Here is a 16,288-nt window from a genome sequence, read left to right as displayed (position 1 = left end):
CTATGGGGCGGAAGGCGGCATTGCCGGGGCGGGGGCATCCGCGCGGACGGCGCGCAACACACTATCTATCACAAATTCTTCCCAATGGCGCACCGCTTCCGGGGTATCCAGTTCCTCGCCAAGGAACACCGACAAGGTGTAGCGGTTCGACGTATAAAAATAGGCCGCCGATGCGATCAGGAGGAACACATCGCGTGCATTCAGGTCCGGGCGGAACAGACCCCGCTCGGCGCCACTCGCCAGTATCCGGGCCACGATCTGCACCGCATGCGCCGAATATTCGCCCCGGCGCTCCAGCTTGGACACATGCCGGCCCTTGTGCTGGTTCTCCGTGTTGAGCAGATTGACGAACTCGGGATTGCGCCGGTAGTAGTCCAGCTTGAACCGGATCAGGATCTCGAGCGCCTCCACCGGCCTCGCCGGATCCGGCGCCACCTTGGCTTCGGCCTCGTCCATTCGCCGGTAGATGTCTTCCAGCACCGCGACGAACAGCCCCTCCTTGCTCCCGTAGTAGTAATAGATCATCCGGTCATAAGACTTCGCCAGGCTGGAGATCTTTTCCACGCTGCCGCCTTCGTAGCCGTATCGAGCGAAGACCTTGGTCGCCGCGCGAAGAATCTTGTCGCGGGTGGCTTGCGCCGTCGCTTCCCGGATGCCGGTTCCGCGCACAGCCTTTTTTCCTGCTGGGGTCATATCACTCCTATGGTGGCGGCATGCCGATCCGCCGCACCAACATTCTCCGACCAGAACTCGTACTGCAATTTTCATACAGTGAGTGCTACATGAGTGAATGATCATACATGGCCCTAAAAGCAGTTGCAAGGTAGCGACGAAATACCGTTGTAGTTCAACAGCTTAGAATCAATAGTCACCTCGGTTAGGCGAGCTGGAATCTACACCTCGTCAGATTTCCATCTGTCATTGTCAACGCCGATGTGCTAACGTTGGTTAATGGAGCGTTCACTACATGAAGTGAACGGATCCAGGTTGAACGGGGTCCACGACAGGTGGGCGAGAGGCAAGAAGAATGAACAACGAACTCGACAATTCCCGGCGCACCGCGCCGGCCTGGAAACCGGCCTCCGAGAGGAGCGCCGCCGAAATCGCGCCAACACTCGATGGCCCCCCATCGTCATGGCTACCCGACCTTGACATGCACACGCTACGGCGGGCCTCCCGGACCCTGGCCACGGAGGTCATGCCGGCCAGGCGCCTGGGCACCCTGCTCCATGCCGCCATGCAAAGCACGGAGGCCACGTGGGGCTTTATCGCGGTCGTGCACGCAGACAGCTGGGAGACCGTAGCCAGCGCCACGGCATCGGACGCCCAGGCCTTTTGTACCGAGCCCCTGCCTATGGCCGACCTGCCGCTGTCCATCCTGTCGACAGCCATCCACATGCAGAGCGGACTGGCGCTCCACGATGCCTGCGCCGCGCATCATTGGGGGGGCGACGACTATGTCCGACGTTGCGCGCCCCGCTCCATAGTCTGCGTGCCGATGCGGTGCGATGGCGCGGCGGTCGGCGCCTTGTATCTGGAACACCGGCACGCGGCAGGCGCCTTTACCCCGGCAAAGATCGCCGTGGTCGAGATCATTGCCTTGCAGGCCAGCTTCGCCCTGGAAAACGCGCGCCTTCATGACGCGCTTTCGGTGCAGGGCGCGCGGCTGAGCAGTACCGAGGAAAAAATGCGCGATACGCTCTCGGAACTGGCGCGTGCCAGCCAGCTCAGGGCGCTCGGGGAGATGGTGGCGTCGATCGTGCACGAAGTTGCGCAGCCCGTCTCGGCCCTCGACTCCTCTGCCCGGGCCGGCCTGAGATGGCTCGATCGCAGCACCCCGAACATCGATGCCGCCCGCGAAATGCTCGCGCACATCTCCGCCTGCGCCATGCGCGCCCGCACCATCATCAGCGGCCTGCGCGCGCAGGCGCGCCAGGTCGAGCCGACCTTCACCGCCTTCGACCTCGGCGAGGCCGTTCGAGAGGCGGCAGAGATCGTCGCCTGCACGCTCGATGCCATGAACGTGCATTTGCGCCTCGATGCATTCCCGCCTTCGACGCAGGTACGCGGCGAACGTGTGCAATTGCAACAGGCCATCATCAGCCTGCTGATCAACGGCGCGGAATCCATGCATGGGCAGCCGGCTGGCGAAAGACTGCTGGTGCTGGCATGCAGCCCCTCGCAAGACGTGCTGCGCATTGACATCGACGACGGCGGCGAAGGTTTCCATCCGCAACTGGCGGACCGCATCTTCGAGCCGCTGTTCACCACAAAGCCGAACGGCATGGGCATGGGCCTGACCATTTGCAAGGCCATCGTGGACGCGCATCAAGGTCAACTGGACCTGACCCCGCGTCCGGAAGGCGGCACGCGCGCCACCATCACGCTGCCGCGCCTGCCTGCCCTCTGGAGCGCGATGCAATAGGCACGTTCACAGCACCAGGAGCAGCTTGCCGGTGGTCGCCCGCCCTTCCATTTCGGCATGGGCTTGCGCGGCGGCCGCCAGCGGATAAACACCGCCGATGGTCGTGCGCAACTTGCCGTCGAGGACCCACCGGAAGAGCTGCGCCGCGTGCGCCCGAAGGCGTTCCGGCGTACGCACATGATGGGCGAAGACCGCGTAGCCGAGCTTGACGCTCTTCGGCAGGCTCATGATGTCGATGAGACCGGGGCCACCCAGGACCGGCCCGAACCAGCAGAACGTCCCTGCAACCCGGAGCGAATCCATTGAACCTTGAAAGGTCGCGGGACCGGAGCCGTCATAGACGACGTGCACGCCCTCGCCGCCGGACAGGCGCACGGCCTCTTCGGCAAATTGGCCAGCCTTGTCCACGATGACGTGGTCCGCTCCGGCATTCCGCGCGATCACCGCCTTGCTCTCCGACGATACGCGGCCAATCACCCGGCCGCCCCGGAGCTTGATGATCTGCGTCAGCAGCAGCCCAACGCCACCGGCCGCCGCGTGTACGAGCGCGACGTCGCCAGGTTGCACGGGATAGAACTCGGTCGCGAAGTGGCTGGCGGTCAGCCCCGCCATCATGATGGAGGCAGCAGTCCGATCGTCGATGCCATCGGGCACGGGCACCAGGGAGGTTGCCGGGACCACGGCCATCTCGGCATAGCTGCCGGGCGCGTAAGCCCAGGCCACGCGCTGACCGAGCTGGATGTCATCGACGCCTTCACCGGTGGCCACCACCCGTCCGGCACCTTCGACGCCCAGCGCCTTCGGGTAAGGCATTTCCGTCCAGAACTCCCCCCGCCGGACGCCAATGTCCATGAAATTCACGCCCGAAGCGGCAACCTCGACCAGTACCTCCCCTTTTCCAGGCACCGGGATGGGCGCCTCGACCACATCGATCACGTCCGGGCTATTCAGCATTACGACTTTCATTTGTCATCCTTTCTTGAACGTTCGTTCCAAAATAGAGAAAAAAAACAGCTCACCGCAGCGCTTTCAGCGTGAGCTTTCCAAAGGTGCGCAATTCCGCCTCGCCGGCTCCAGCACGGGCAGCGAGCCGAATGGCAGCGAAATTCGCCTGCAGGAATCCGGCGATGTGATGCGGATCGAGATCCGCTGCAATATCGCCGTCAACCTGTGCTTCCTTGATTCTGGCGGTAAAGGCCTTGGCCAGGACGTTCGCCGCATCATGACGAATCTGGGTCAGGTCCGCGCGCTCGGTACCAAACTCGCTGATCGAACTGACGCCCAGACACGGCGCGCCGGCGTGGATTACCACCCGTTCGACCATCCGCTGGATGCCCTCGAAAGCCTTGGCATTGCTGTATAGCGTGGCAATGTGGGCTTGCGTTTCCGCCCCGGCATAGCGCTCCACCGCGGAACAATACAGTTGCCATTTATCGTTGAACGTGGCGTAGAGGCTCTGCCGCCCGATTTTCATGGCGGCGGTCAGCATCTCGGTGGACGTACCCGCGAAGCCATGCTCCCCGAACACGCCTATTGCCGCGTCGAGGACTTCGTCCTTGTTGAATTCTCTTGGTCTGGCCATGGGTGAAATCTAGGCGTTCTGGAACGATAAGTCAAGAATTCCGGCCATTTCGATTGTGAGGGCATCCGGCGGGGCGCGGCGCAACTGGCATATTGCTGGCTTCGACGCGTGCAGACAACGCCAGACCACCCGGAGACCCGCATGGATGCCACCCGCCCGACCGATGACTCCCAGACCGCGCTATGGAATGGCACGGCCGGCAATGCCTGGGTCGATGCCCAGGCGATCCTCGACCAGTTGTTCCACCCGTTCGAAGACCTGCTGGCCCGGACCACCGCCGAGCATCAGGCGCGCGCCGTCCTGGACGTGGGATGCGGCACCGGCGGCACTACCGTGGCCGTGGCCCGGGCGGCCGGCCATGCGACCGGGATCGATATCTCCGCCCCGATGATCACCGCCGCCCAGGCCCGCGCCGMCCGCGAGCAGGTGCCGGCGCAGTTCATCCTCGCCGATGCCCAGACGCACGCCTTCGCCCCGGCCAGCTTCGACCTGATCGTGTCCCGCTTCGGCGTGATGTTCTTCGACGACCCGGTGCGCGCCTTCGCCAACCTGCGCCAAGCCCTCCGCCCCAACGGGCTGCTGCGCGTCATCGCCTGGCGCAGCGCCGGCGAAAACCCCTTCATGACCACCGCCGAACAGGCCGCCGCCCCGCTGCTGCCCGAACTGCCCCCGCGCCAACCCAACGCCCCCGGTCAGTTCGCCTTCGCCAACGCCGCCCGCGTCGAACAAATCCTAAAAGACAGTGGCTGGCACGACATCGACCTCCAGCCCATCGACGTCACCTGCACCTTCGCCGAAAAAGACCTGCTCACCTACATCACCCGCCTCGGCCCCCTGGGCCGCATCCTCCCCAACCTCGACGAAACCCGGCAGAAAGCCATCATCGACGTAGTACGCCCGGCGTTCGACCCGTACGTGCACGGCGAGACAGTCAGGCTGGATGTGGCGTGCTGGATGATTGGGGCGGAGGGGTGAGGTTTGTCGGGTGTCATTGGCCGCTATCGCGCAATTGAATAGGATGGCCGGCTTGATATGACATCGCTTTTGAGAGGCACTCCGACATCATGCGCGCAATAAGATTCGTCGCCCTATGGCTGGCACTTGGTTCAATGCCGGTTTACGCGGCGCCCGCTGCCACGGTCAACGAGCGGACCTTGCGCGAAGCGTGCGGAGCGTATTCGCAGGCTGGCATGCGCGAATGCCTTGTGGCGAAAGTCGACGAAAGTCGGAAAGCATTGAAGGCTGCCGAGGCGCAGGCAAGCGGCCGACTTACTGGATGGGATGAAGACCCCAAATACGTCAATATCGCAAAAGTGCGATTGGCTGCCAGCACGAAAGCCTTTGCCACCTATCGCAAGGATCAGTGCTCGCTTGCCGCAGCGCTGGGCGGCGGCGCGATTGGCAACGCGTTGGAAATCTGGCGGTTGGCCTGTGAGGCCGAGCTTAACCACTGGCGCGCCGACCAGCTTCAGCGGGCCACGGTCGACCTGCCTTTGAAGTAAATGTGATGGCCCCCCTGCGCCACCACCTAAGCCGCCACCACCGCCTTCGACTCCTGCACCTCCCCGTCCCCCAGGATCTCCCGGGCGCTGGCCGGGCGGCGGTACAGGTAGCCTTGGGCGCAGTCGACGCCGACTTCGGCCAGCAAGGCGTGCTGTGCTTCTGATTCGATGCCTTCCGCGATGACCACCAGCCGGAAGTGGTGGGCCATTGCCACGATGCTGCGCAGCAGGGCCCGGCCGTCCGGGGAGACGTCCTGGGTGAATTGCCGATCGATCTTCAGGTAGTCGAACGGGAAGTTGCGGATCATGTCGAGGTTGTTGTTGCGCGTGCCGAAGTCGTCCACGGCCAGGCGGATGCCGGCGTGGTGCAGGCGGTCGAACGCCTCCATGGCCGCGCCGTGGTCGGCCAGCAGGTGGCGCTCGGTGATTTCCATCACCAGCCCGGAGCCGTCCGGCATCGATGCCTGCAATGCCGCCAGTTCCGCCGCGAAGCCCTTGCGCCGCAGGTTCAGCGGCGCCACGTTCACGGCCACATGGAGCGCGCGCGTCGGGCGGTAGCGGTTCATGTCGTCCACGGCCTGATGCAGGACGAAGCGCGTGATGTCGTCGATCACCGCCGTCGATTCCACCGTTTCGATGAACGACGAGGGCGGGATCATGCCCCAGCGCGGGTGGCGCCAGCGCAGGAAGGCTTCCACGCCGATGGTCTCGCGCGTGCGGACCGCCACGATCGGCTGGTAGGCCAGATGGAACTCGCCACGCCGCAGGCCCTGCCGCACGGCCTGGAGCAGCAGCCGCTTCGGCGCGGCCACGGCCAGGAAGCCGGCCACGGCCAGCAGCCCGAGCAGCAGCCCGATGGCGCCGATGAACAGGGCGTAGCGGTGCAACAGCTCGGAGGAGAACGCCGGGGATGCCGCCACCGCCACGGTGAGGGGATAGGCGGTGGAGCGGGCTAGCGTGCTGCGTGGGATGGCGGTGGGCGCGTCGCGGTAGGTGCCGTCCTGGTCCATCGTGGCCTCGCCGACGCTCAGGGCGATGGTGCCGGCGCCGAATTCCTTGCCGTGCGCCAGGGTGTCCACGAGGTAGGTGCCGTCGATCAGGAAAATCGCGCCCTGCGAGGGCTCGGTGGCGCTGGGCAGGTACAGCACCAGCGCGGGCGCCTGTTCGCGGAACGGCGTGCGGCCGACCAGCACGATGCGCTGCTGTCGCGCGGCGGCCTTGTTATCGCCGAAATACCAGCTCAGCGGCACCTTGATCTCGCCGCGCGCCGACGAGCAATAGATCACGTCATTGGCCACCACGGCCGCCGCGCGCGCATAGGGGATGTAGCTTTMGCGCTCGCGCAGCGGGCGGCCGATCTCTGCGCAGGGCCGGCCGGCCAGCGGCGCCACGTGCAGGGCGCCCTCGCGCTCGACGGTGGCGATGATGCGCTCGATGGCGGCCACCACGTCCTGGGCGACGATCGACTCGCGGCGATCCACCAGTTGCTGGGCATACTGCTGCCCCACCCACAGCGCACTCGCCGTGGTCACGGCGCACACCACCAACGACACCAGCCACGTGACGGGCGAGAAAGACCATCCCTCGAAGCGGTCGCGCCATGCCATGCCCAAGACTTCCCCTCCGCCAACCTGGACTGTCCGCTGATTGTGGGCCGGCCTGCCGTTTCAATGCTGTCCGACAAGCGCCTACATGCGCGTCGCTGTGGCGTTTAGTCCACTGGCTCGAGCCTGCGGTACTGGTTGTAATGCCGGATGGCGCGACGCGGGTCGCCGAGGGCCTCGTGCAGCCGCGCGGCGTTGTAATGCGCATCGGCGAAATCAGGGGCCAGTTCGATGCACGCGTGGTAGCTCTCCAGCGCCTCGCGCGGCGCGCCGGCGTCTTCCAGCGCCACGCCGAGGTTGAAGTGCAGCAACGGCTGCGCGGGCAATGCCGCGAGCGCGGCCCGGTAGCTGGCCACGGCATCGGCATGGCGGCCCTGCTCGCTCAGCAGGCAGCCCAGGTTCAGCCAGGCGTCGAGGTAGTCCGGCGCCGCCGCTACGGCCTGACGATAGGCCGCTTCGGCGCCGGGGGCGTCGTCATGCTGCTCGCTGGCCACGGCGCGTTCGAACCAGCCGGTGGGATCGGTGTCGCCGACCGAGGGGGACGGCGCTGCCGGTGCGCGCGCGTGTCGCAGATCGACGATATTGCCCGATGGGTGCGGCGGTCTGCCGGCCGCGTCCAGGTCGAGCACGAACTGGCCGGTGTCCACGTGCCAGCGGCCCTGGCGGTCTTGCACGGTCACGTCGCCGCCCACGGCGGACAGGCGCAGGCCGGTAGGCGGCCGCCCCTCGCCCAGCCCCTGCAGCCGTTTCAGGGAGCGGGTGATATGGCGCGTGGGAATACGCGAATCGCGCAGCGACTGGGCCGTGCGCAGCAGCACCACATCCTGGAACGTGAACCGATAGGCCTGGCGCGCGCCGCGCCGGGGGGCGATCACGCCAGCGGCGATCAGCGCCGTCACCACGGTGCGCGAAATGCCCAGAACGCCCTGGACATCGCGCATGGAGTAGTCATCCATCAATACGCATCCGTCATCGCGCTAGCCCTGCTTGCGAGCGCGTTTTGGCTCGGCGGCGGTCTTGGCCGGCGCCGCAGCGGCACGGCGGGCGGTCTTGCGTGGCGCGGTTTCKGCAGCGGGGGCGGCAACCTTCCCCGCACTCTTGGCCGCCGCCGGCTGGCGCTTGTTCGCGCCGATGCTCTTGCGCAGGGCCTCCATCAGGTCGATGACCTCGCCGCCGGACGGCGCCGGGGCCTCGGCCGCCACGGTGATCTTCTTGCCGGAGATCTTCTTGTCGATCTGCTCGAGGATGCGTTGCTTCTCCTCGTCGGTATAGGCCGAGGCGTCATAGCCCTTCACCGAGTTTTGCTCGATCAACTGCTGCGCCAGCGCCAGTTCGGCGGGCTGCACGTCGGTCTCCTCGACGTGCAGGTCGGCCATGTCGCGTACTTCGTCGGCATAAAGCAGTTGCTGGAGGATCAGGCCATCGTCGCCGACGCGGATCTGCACCATGTACTGCTTGCCCTTCCAAGACCACTTGGCCAGCGCGCAGGTCTTGGTCTTGCGCATGGCCTCGGCCAGCAGGTTGTACGGCTTGGCGCCGCGCTTGTCCGGGCCCAGGTAGTAGGGCTTGTCGTAGTAGATCGGGTCGATGGCGCCGGCGGGCATGAACGAGACGATGTCGATGGTCTGCTGCGCGGCCTCTTCCAGCGCGGAAAGCTCCTCGGGCGTGAACGTGACGTAGCGGTCTTTCTCGAACTCGTAGCCCTTGACCATCTCGGCGCGCTCCACCACCACGTCTTCCTTCAGGCAGATGTACTGCTGGCGCAGGCGCGAGCCGCAGCCCTTGTGCAGCAGGTTGAAGCTGATGCCGGACTTGCTCTCAGTGGCCGAGAACACTTTCACGGGAATCGACACCAGCCCAAAGCTGATGGATAGCGAGGCGATGGAACGTGCGGCCATGGCGCAGCCCTCCTGGAGACTCCTGTCGTTCCGTCGAGTCTAGTCAACGCGGGGCCCTGCCCGCCAGCGGGCGCGTGCCGCATGTTCGTGACGGATCACCTCCCACAGCAAAAATGTCGATCGTGGCTCACATCGATCAATCGTCGGCGGCCCGGCGCGCACGATGCTGGCGCCGGTACGCGCCCGGGGCGATGCCGAAATGCTGGGCGAACACGCGGCCGAACGCGGCCTGCGAGGCGTAGCCGCACTGCTCGCCCACGGCGGCGGCGGAGAGCCCGTCCTGCCGCAGCAGCCGGGCGGCGCGATCCATGCGCAGCGTGGTCACCAGTTCCAGCGGGGTCATGCCGCCGAGTTGGCTGAAGCGCCGCGCCAGGGTCGCGCGCGAGACGTTGCACAGCGCGGCCAGGCTATCGACGGTCCACGGCTGTTCGGGCGCCCGCACCACCGCCTCCACCACGCGCGCCATGCGGGCGTCCGCCATCAGCGCGATCAGCCCGCGCGACACCCCGCCCCGATCGATCAAGGCCCGCAGCAGCACCGTGAACAGCGCCGTGGACAGGTCCGCCACAATCGCCGCCCCACCCGGCCGTGGCCGGTCCGCCTCGGCATGCATCATGCCGATCAGCCCGCGCAGCCAGCTCGCATTCCCGTTGAGGTTGGGATCGTCGGTGCCGATGCACAGCACCTCCGGCAGCGTGCGCAGCAGCACATCGGCCGAACTGCCCAGCACGAAGGTGCCGCACAGGATGTCCAGCGGCGCGGCGGCGCCGGGCACGGTGACTTCGGTGACCACCCCGTTGAAATGGCGCGACGCCGCCACGGCGCGCGAGCCGGCCTGCAGGCCGATCAGCGTGTGGGCGGCGCCATGCGGGAACAGCAGCACGTCGCCGGCGGTGGCGCGCAGGCGGCCATCGCCCACGGCAATCTCGATCTCACCTTCGAGGATCACGTGATACGGCACGTGCCCCGGCGCGGCCTGGGCGTTGAAGGTCGACCAGACCCCCGCCACGCGGCAATGCAGGTCCACGGTGCCCGATGGCGCGAGCAGGCGTACGAGTTCKCTGAGACTATCCATTGAGACGATTGAGCAAATAGTTGAGTGAATTCTAGTCCATTCGGATCGTCTGCGCTCCTACTATGGAGTCCAAGGAAGCGCCACGCAGCACGGTGTCTCCGCAGCAAGGAACCCAGAACTCTCACCCATCGCATCAGCAAGGAGTTGCAATCATGACCACCCGTCTCCATACCGCCCCCGTCCAGCAAGCCACCGGCCAGACCGCCGAACTGTTCGGCGCCATCCGCAAGGGCCTCGGCAAGGTGCCGAATATGTACGCCACCATCGGCAGCAACGCGCCGGCCGTGCTGGCGCAGACGCTGCAGGCCGGCGAAGTCGTCAAGGGAAGTTCACTCTCTGCGCGTGAACGGGAAGCGATCAACCTGTCCGTGAGCGAGCACAGCGGTTGTGACTACTGCGTGGCCGCCCACACGATGATCGCCAAGCTGGCTGGCTATAGCGCTGAGGAAACGCGCCAATTGCGCCAGGGCAGCTATCCGCAGGACGCCCGGACCGACGCGCTGGTGCGCTTCGTCCTCGAACTGGTGGGCACGCGCGGCACGTTGCCGGCCGCGAGCGTGGAGGCAGTGCGCGCCGCCGGCTTCAACGACACGCAGATCGTGGAGGCGGTGCACGCGGTCGGCGCCATCCTCTTCACCAATATGATCAATCGCCTGAACGACACCACACTGGACTTCCCGGCCGTGTAAGGATCAGGGCGGATGGGCGGTGCGTGGTCAGCCACTCAGCGCCACGCGCTGCCCATCTGGATATAGAAGGCGTTCTGGTCCCGGCTGTGGGCGATGTCGATCCCCATCGAAATCCCCAGCTTCCGTGCGATGACATAGCGGAAGCCGGTGCCCACGCTGACCACGGTGCTGGCGTCCGAGAAGTCGTTCCAGCGTCCGTAGGCCTTGCCCACCCCGCTGAAGGCGAGCACCGACCAGCGCGGCGTGACGTCCCAACGCAACTCCACCTCGGAAACCACGGCGTTGCGGTCCTGGTAGCGGCCTACCTGTACGCCGCGCAGATCGACATAGGGCTGCGCATAAAACGGCACATCACCCGTCGAGAACTTGGTGTCGGCGCGCAGCCCCAGGATCAGCGTGCGGGCGATGGGCAGCCAGGTGAAACCCCGCGCGTTATACATATTGAAGTCCTGCGAACTGCCGAGCGCCCCGCGCGCGAACTGGGCCTCGAATTCGGCATAAATCCCCTTGCCCGGGAAGAAAATATTGTCGCGGGAGTCATAATCGACCACGAGTGCACCCTTTCCGATGCGCTGTTCGCTGGTCACTCCCCCCACTTCCGGGGCGTTGCCGCCGAATTTGAACGTGGCCGTGGAATCGAAATAGGTATAGCGCGGTCCGACATACCAGTGCGAATCGGCCACGCGGAATAGCACCTGCTGCACCAGAAAAACCCCGTCCAGCGAATAGTGACGCGGCTGGTTCGACAAGCCGAAATACTCCAGATTCGCGCTCACCTTGGCGATCGCGCCGAGGTAGCGGATGCGGTCGCCCTGCCAGGTATGGAAATGCGCGAGCCCGGCCGCCCAGGTGCCATTTTCGGTATAGGCGCCGCCGATGCCGGTGATATTGGGTGGCGCAGGGCCCTCGCCGCTGGCGTGGGCCTCGGCGGCCCGGTCGGCCAGCGATTGCGAGAAGAACAGCAGCCCGAGCCCGAAGCCATAGCCGACGGCCGGCTCCGTGATGATGGTCGGCACGGGCAGCGCGCCCTTGTGGTGGAGCAGGAAATCGCTCATGTCGAGCATGCCGTCCTCGGGGTCGAAGAACGACAGCGGCGGTTTTTCCGACTTGCCTGGCGGGGCGGCTGGTGGCTGTGCCTGCGAAGGGACCAGCGCGTCCGGCACCGGTTGGGCATGGCCCACCGATGCGGCGGCCGCAATGAGGCCCGCCATCGAGGCCCGGGCGAAAGGATGCATGGTGGCTCTCATCGATGAGCTGGCGTGCTAAATGGGGCGACGCCCTGCGGCGAATGTAACGTAGCCTGCGCCTCCATGACCGGATCGCCGATATGAACGTTCTTGCGCGCGTGTTTAGTTTTCTTTTCCAGGCGCCCTGCGCCAGTGTCGATGCCGTACCTTGCAACTTACCCGCTTGGGTCATCCATCATTATCTCGATGGAAATCGTGCCACCCGGATGGGTGATTATCTAGGGGATTATTCTTGGGCGGCAATTTAGATACMAGCGGCATTTACATCAAATCACAATAAAATTGAATTCACATTTTTTACAAGATTTGCCAGACTAGCTGCGGACATGGCATGGGGCACATGTCCCGGCGCGCACCGCGTATGCGCGCACGCCACCGAAGGCAAAGAACAGACGGCCGTATCAGCCGCGCTCACGCGCTGGCGAGCCGTCGCGCGGCTTGATCGATTGGATGCAAGAGGGGGTAAGCGCAGTGAACCACTACACCAAAGACAACTTCCAGCTCACACAGAGCATTGGCTTCCATCTCAACAAGGCGCGCAACAGCCTGCTGCTGGAGATGGATTCGGCCCTGCGTCCGCTGGACATCAATGGCCAGCAGATGGGCATCCTGCTGTCGCTGAACCGCGGCATGGCGACCACGCCGTTCGAGATCAGCAAGCTGCTCGGCATCGACAGCGGACTGATGACGCGCATGCTCGACAAGCTGGAGGAAAAGCGGCTGCTGGAGCGCAGCCGGAGCATCGACGACCGGCGCGTGGTCAATCTGATCCTKACCGAGAAAGGCAAGGCCGTCGCCACGCAGATCCCCGATATCGCGCCCGAGGTGCTGAACCATCACCTGAAGGGCTTCAGCGAGCAGGAATTCGAGGAATTCCGCCGGCTGCTCCAGAAGTTCGTCACCGGCAACTGACCGGAGCCGCCCGCCTCCCGCTCCTGCCCCGCTAGGCTGCGGGGCGAGACAGGCTGTCCACGGCGCGCCACGCGGTATCCACCGCGCCCGTCACCGATGCACTGCCGGCGCTGTCCGCGCCGGCAATCCGCACATTGCCGACCCCTCGCCCCGCCTGTTCCAGCGCGGCCTGCAGCGAGGCGTCGTCGGGCGCCAGCCCGCCCGGCATATAGCTGTAGCCATGCGCCCAGCGGTTCAGCGTAATCCCACGTATCTGTTTCGATGAAGCGAAGCCGCCCGGGGCCAGCATGCGGTCCAGTTGGGCGCGGATTTCGCGCTCGAGGGCGTCGAAGGGCGTGCCCAGCAGGAAGGCGCGACCGGCGCGGAAGCGCTCGCGCGCGCTCATGCCGCTGTCCGGCACCGTGGGCACGTAGAGCATGTGAAGCACCGCCGGATTGGCCGGATCGGCCGCAGCACCAGCCGGCGCCTCCAGCCACAGGTCCGAGTACGCCATGGTCGGCGCATGAATGCGCCACGCCTTGAGGGTCTCGAAGGCGCGCCAGTCGTCCAGCGCCACCTTCGTATACACCAGCGGCGCCTTCACGCACGCGCGCAGCGTGGCCTTGGCCGGCGCCGGCAGCGTCGGCAGGATGAACGGCACCATCATGTTGTAGCCGGCCACCACCACGTGCTGCGCCTCCACGCGTTGCAGGTTGCCTTGCCAGCCATAGGTCACGCGCGTGATGCGCACATCGGGTTCGATGGCCACCGCCGTACTGTTCAGGCGCACGCGCACCGGACTGCCGTCGCGGTCCAGCCGGGCATAGTCGAAGCGGGCATCGGCCAGCCCCGCGCCACCACGCGATGCCGGGGACACGCCCGGCACCAGCGCCTGGATCAGCGCCCKGGCCAGCGTGGCGTTGCCATCGGCAAACCAGAGCCGCGAGGCTGGCGACTTGCCGAGGCGCGGATCGAGCACCGGCTTGGGCATGCCCGCCCCCGCCGGCAKACCGATKGCGATAGCCTGCGCCACCGAGATGCCGTCCGCGTCGAGCGCATAGGCATCGTGGCTGCGGCTGCGCAGGAAACGCACGGCCGGCAGGCCAAGCCCCGCTTTCTCGCGCAAGAAGATCGCATAGCGCGTCCGCTGGAGGTAGGCCGTGCGATCGGTCCCACTCATCTCGGCGAGGTAATCCACCCCGCCCTGCGCCAGCCGCAGCAGCGCCTGCCGGTCTGCCGGGGGCAGTGGCGCGGCATCGAGAAAATGGGCGATGCCGTCGGCGGGCGGCTGGCTGGCGGCGTTCCGGGCATCGATCCCGTCTGCGAACGGATCGCCCGCGAGCCACTGGTCGCGGCCGAAGTGCTCGGCGTCGAAGAACACCGCGCGGCCCATCCCCCGGCGCTGATAAGCGTCGCCCGGGCCGGGTGCCGGCGCGGTGCGGATGTCGATGCCCACCCCGGCCAGCATCGTGCGCATGGCCGCGCTGTCGGTGGCGGATGGCGGCATCTCGGCGCTGCCGCCATAGCTCACCAGCGTCTTGCCGCGCACCGTGAATTCGTTGCGCTTGGCGTGGCCGCCGAAGTCGTCGTGATTGTCGAGGATCAGGATGCGCCGGTCCGCGCCGAACTTCTGGCGATAGAACCAGGCCGTCGCCAGCCCGCTGATGCCGCCGCCCACTACCACGAGGTCATACGACTCACGCGCCAGCACGGTCGGGTACGTGGTGCCTTCGCGCGCCAGCCCGTGGGCCAGCGTAAACGTGCCGGCATGGTTGCCGCGCAGCCCGGTGAGCGATGGCGGGTAGCCGGCCGCCGTGGCCTGTGCACGCACCAAGCCCGCCGGGGCGATACCGGCCGCGATGGTCAGCGCGGCGCCATTGAGGAAGTCTCTGCGAGTGATCGTCATGGCGTCAGCGCGATGGGGGCCGTGCGGGTTCGGGCGTGGGCGTGCCGAGTTCGCGCCGGCGGGCGGCCACGGCGGCCTCCGTCACGGGCGCGGCACGGTTGCCCCAGCTGCCGCGGATGAACGTGAGCAGGTTGGCCAGCTCCTGGTCTTCCATGGTCCAGCCATAGCCGGGCATGTGGTAATCGGTGGGCGCGGTGCTCACGCGCGCGGTGACGGCGCCTTCGAGCAGCAGGTTGATCAGCGACGCCGGGTCTGGATCGGCCACGGTCGGGTTGCCCGCCAGCGGCGGAAACACCCGCGCGAAGCCACGTCCGCTGGCGTTGTGGCAGGGCATGCAGAACGTGGCGAACTGGCGCGCACCGGCCGCATCGAATCGACCCTGCTCCAGCAGCGTGGTCACGGTGGGGTCGTAGCGGAATGGCTGGGTCTCGCCGCGCGTGCCGGGCAGTGACTTCAGATAGGTGGCCACGGCGTCCAGGTCGCCCGGCGCCATATGCTGCGTGGACGCGGCGATCACCGTGGACATCGGCCCGAACGAGGTGGCGTGGGCATTGCGGCCGGTGCGCAGGTACTCGGCCACGTCCGCCTTCGTCCACGCGCCGAGGCCCGTGATCTGGTCGCCCGTCAGGTTGGTGGCCGACCATCCTTCGACGGACGCGCCAGCCAGGAAATGCCGGCTGCGCTCGTCCAGGCCCTTCTCCCCATACAGCGGCCCGCGCGGCGTATGGCAGGCGCCGCAGTGCGCCACGGCCTGCACCACGTAGGCGCCCCGGTTCCAGGCGGCGCCCTTGGAGGCATCGGTACGCACGGGGTCATCGCGCAAATTCAGCCAGTTCCAGGGCACCAGCAGCCAGCGCATGTTGTACGGCCAGCGCATCTCGGCGTCCGGGTTGGACTGGCTGACCGGCCTGACCTCGGCACGCAGGTAGGCGTAGAGCGCCGCCACGTCGTCACGTGTCATGCGCGCATAGGACGTGTACGGCATGGCCGGATAGAGGTGCTTGCCGTCACGCGCCACGCCGCGGCGAACGGCGCGGTCGAAATCATCGAGCGAATACTCGCCGAGGCCCGTGGCGGCGTCAGGCGTGATGTTGGTCGAATAGACCGTGCCGGCGCCGGTGCGCAGCGGCAGACCGCCGGCCATGGGCGCCCCGCCCTCCTTGGTATGGCAAGCGGCGCAGTTAGCGATGCCGGCCAGGTAGCGGCCGCGTGCGATCTGCTCCGGGGACGGCGCGCTCGCCGGCGCCGCTGCCCGCGCGGGCAGCGCGGTCAGTACGCTCATCACGGTCAAGGCCGCAAGCGCGGCGAGGGCGGCCGGCAACCACCTTCCGAAACATCGCATGGGGCGCATCCTGTAATCGGACTGCATGGGGACGGATTGGACCCGACATCTTGCGGCCTGAGCCCGAAACGGAACAGAATCAGCCGCATGACTTTTTACCGTATCAGATTTGCGCCGATTCCCAAAG

The 16,288-nt window shown here is 66.4% G+C and carries 15 protein-coding genes; 5 read left to right on the top strand and 10 right to left on the bottom strand.

The annotated features are described in order from the left end of the window. On the bottom strand, positions 1-693 hold the full coding sequence (locus tag AC1EJR_RS22785; RefSeq protein WP_092297817.1) for a TetR/AcrR family transcriptional regulator: 693 nt from the start codon (positions 691-693) through the stop codon (positions 1-3). A 334-nt stretch (positions 694-1,027) separates the two neighbouring features. Here AC1EJR_RS22785 and AC1EJR_RS22780 point away from each other — a divergent pair, with 334 nt between their 5' ends. Further along, positions 1,028-2,425 carry a sensor histidine kinase gene (locus AC1EJR_RS22780; RefSeq protein WP_477113750.1) on the top strand — a complete coding sequence of 466 codons (1,398 nt, stop codon included), beginning with the start codon at positions 1,028-1,030 and terminating at the stop codon, positions 2,423-2,425. Positions 2,426-2,431: 6 nt separating this feature from the next. Here AC1EJR_RS22780 and AC1EJR_RS22775 read toward each other — a convergent pair whose 3' ends face one another. Continuing rightward, the gene (locus AC1EJR_RS22775) at positions 2,432-3,391 is read right to left on the bottom strand and encodes a quinone oxidoreductase family protein (protein WP_477113749.1); all 960 of its coding nucleotides are present in this window, start codon (positions 3,389-3,391) and stop codon (positions 2,432-2,434) included. A 49-nt stretch (positions 3,392-3,440) separates the two neighbouring features. Continuing rightward, a complete protein-coding gene (locus AC1EJR_RS22770; protein ID WP_454757104.1) occupies positions 3,441-4,007 on the bottom strand; it encodes a TetR/AcrR family transcriptional regulator in 567 nt (188 codons plus the stop codon). Between the two features lie 141 nt (positions 4,008-4,148). On the opposite strand from AC1EJR_RS22770, the gene AC1EJR_RS22765 reads away from it, so the two are divergent. Together AC1EJR_RS22765 and AC1EJR_RS22760 are read left to right on the top strand one after the other, a co-directional pair. Further along, positions 4,149-4,982 (top strand): class I SAM-dependent methyltransferase, encoded by an 834-nt coding sequence (locus AC1EJR_RS22765; RefSeq protein WP_477147589.1) that lies wholly within the window; start codon positions 4,149-4,151, stop codon positions 4,980-4,982. A 134-nt stretch (positions 4,983-5,116) separates the two neighbouring features. After that, positions 5,117-5,509 (top strand): lysozyme inhibitor LprI family protein, encoded by a 393-nt coding sequence (locus AC1EJR_RS22760; protein ID WP_477113748.1) that lies wholly within the window; start codon positions 5,117-5,119, stop codon positions 5,507-5,509. A gap of 26 nt (positions 5,510-5,535) precedes the next feature. On the opposite strand, the gene AC1EJR_RS22755 is transcribed toward AC1EJR_RS22760, so the two are convergent. The 4 genes from AC1EJR_RS22755 to AC1EJR_RS22740 form a co-directional block, all read right to left on the bottom strand. Continuing rightward, entirely contained in the window at positions 5,536-7,116 is a 1,581-nt protein-coding gene (locus AC1EJR_RS22755; protein ID WP_477147588.1) for an EAL domain-containing protein, read from the bottom strand. Positions 7,117-7,220: 104 nt separating this feature from the next. Beyond that, on the bottom strand, positions 7,221-8,069 hold the full coding sequence (locus tag AC1EJR_RS22750) for a tetratricopeptide repeat protein (RefSeq protein WP_092297796.1): 849 nt from the start codon (positions 8,067-8,069) through the stop codon (positions 7,221-7,223). A 21-nt stretch (positions 8,070-8,090) separates the two neighbouring features. Continuing rightward, positions 8,091-9,011 (bottom strand): non-homologous end joining protein Ku, encoded by a 921-nt coding sequence (gene ku, locus AC1EJR_RS22745; protein WP_092297794.1) that lies wholly within the window; start codon positions 9,009-9,011, stop codon positions 8,091-8,093. Between the two features lie 136 nt (positions 9,012-9,147). Next, positions 9,148-10,086 carry a helix-turn-helix transcriptional regulator gene (locus tag AC1EJR_RS22740; protein ID WP_477147587.1) on the bottom strand — a complete coding sequence of 313 codons (939 nt, stop codon included), beginning with the start codon at positions 10,084-10,086 and terminating at the stop codon, positions 9,148-9,150. A 152-nt stretch (positions 10,087-10,238) separates the two neighbouring features. On the opposite strand from AC1EJR_RS22740, the gene AC1EJR_RS22735 reads away from it, so the two are divergent. Next, a complete protein-coding gene (locus AC1EJR_RS22735; RefSeq protein WP_477113747.1) occupies positions 10,239-10,775 on the top strand; it encodes a carboxymuconolactone decarboxylase family protein in 537 nt (178 codons plus the stop codon). Positions 10,776-10,810: 35 nt separating this feature from the next. Here AC1EJR_RS22735 and AC1EJR_RS22730 read toward each other — a convergent pair whose 3' ends face one another. Continuing rightward, positions 10,811-12,010 (bottom strand): BamA/TamA family outer membrane protein, encoded by a 1,200-nt coding sequence (locus AC1EJR_RS22730; RefSeq protein ID WP_255370910.1) that lies wholly within the window; start codon positions 12,008-12,010, stop codon positions 10,811-10,813. A gap of 483 nt (positions 12,011-12,493) precedes the next feature. On the opposite strand from AC1EJR_RS22730, the gene AC1EJR_RS22725 reads away from it, so the two are divergent. Continuing rightward, complete coding sequence (locus AC1EJR_RS22725) at positions 12,494-12,934, top strand: MarR family winged helix-turn-helix transcriptional regulator (protein ID WP_441590852.1); 441 nt, start codon at positions 12,494-12,496, stop codon at positions 12,932-12,934. A 31-nt stretch (positions 12,935-12,965) separates the two neighbouring features. On the opposite strand, the gene AC1EJR_RS22720 is transcribed toward AC1EJR_RS22725, so the two are convergent. Beyond that, positions 12,966-14,819 carry a flavin monoamine oxidase family protein gene (locus tag AC1EJR_RS22720; protein WP_477147586.1) on the bottom strand — a complete coding sequence of 618 codons (1,854 nt, stop codon included), beginning with the start codon at positions 14,817-14,819 and terminating at the stop codon, positions 12,966-12,968. A gap of 4 nt (positions 14,820-14,823) precedes the next feature. Next, on the bottom strand, positions 14,824-16,101 hold the full coding sequence (locus AC1EJR_RS22715; protein ID WP_454757107.1) for a cytochrome c: 1,278 nt from the start codon (positions 16,099-16,101) through the stop codon (positions 14,824-14,826). Positions 16,102-16,288: the final 187 nt, after the last annotated feature.

The organism is Cupriavidus sp. 05T42, from assembly GCF_056396345.1.
The sequence above is the reverse complement of the archived record's forward strand: the minus strand, read 5'-3'. Positions and strand labels throughout refer to the sequence as shown.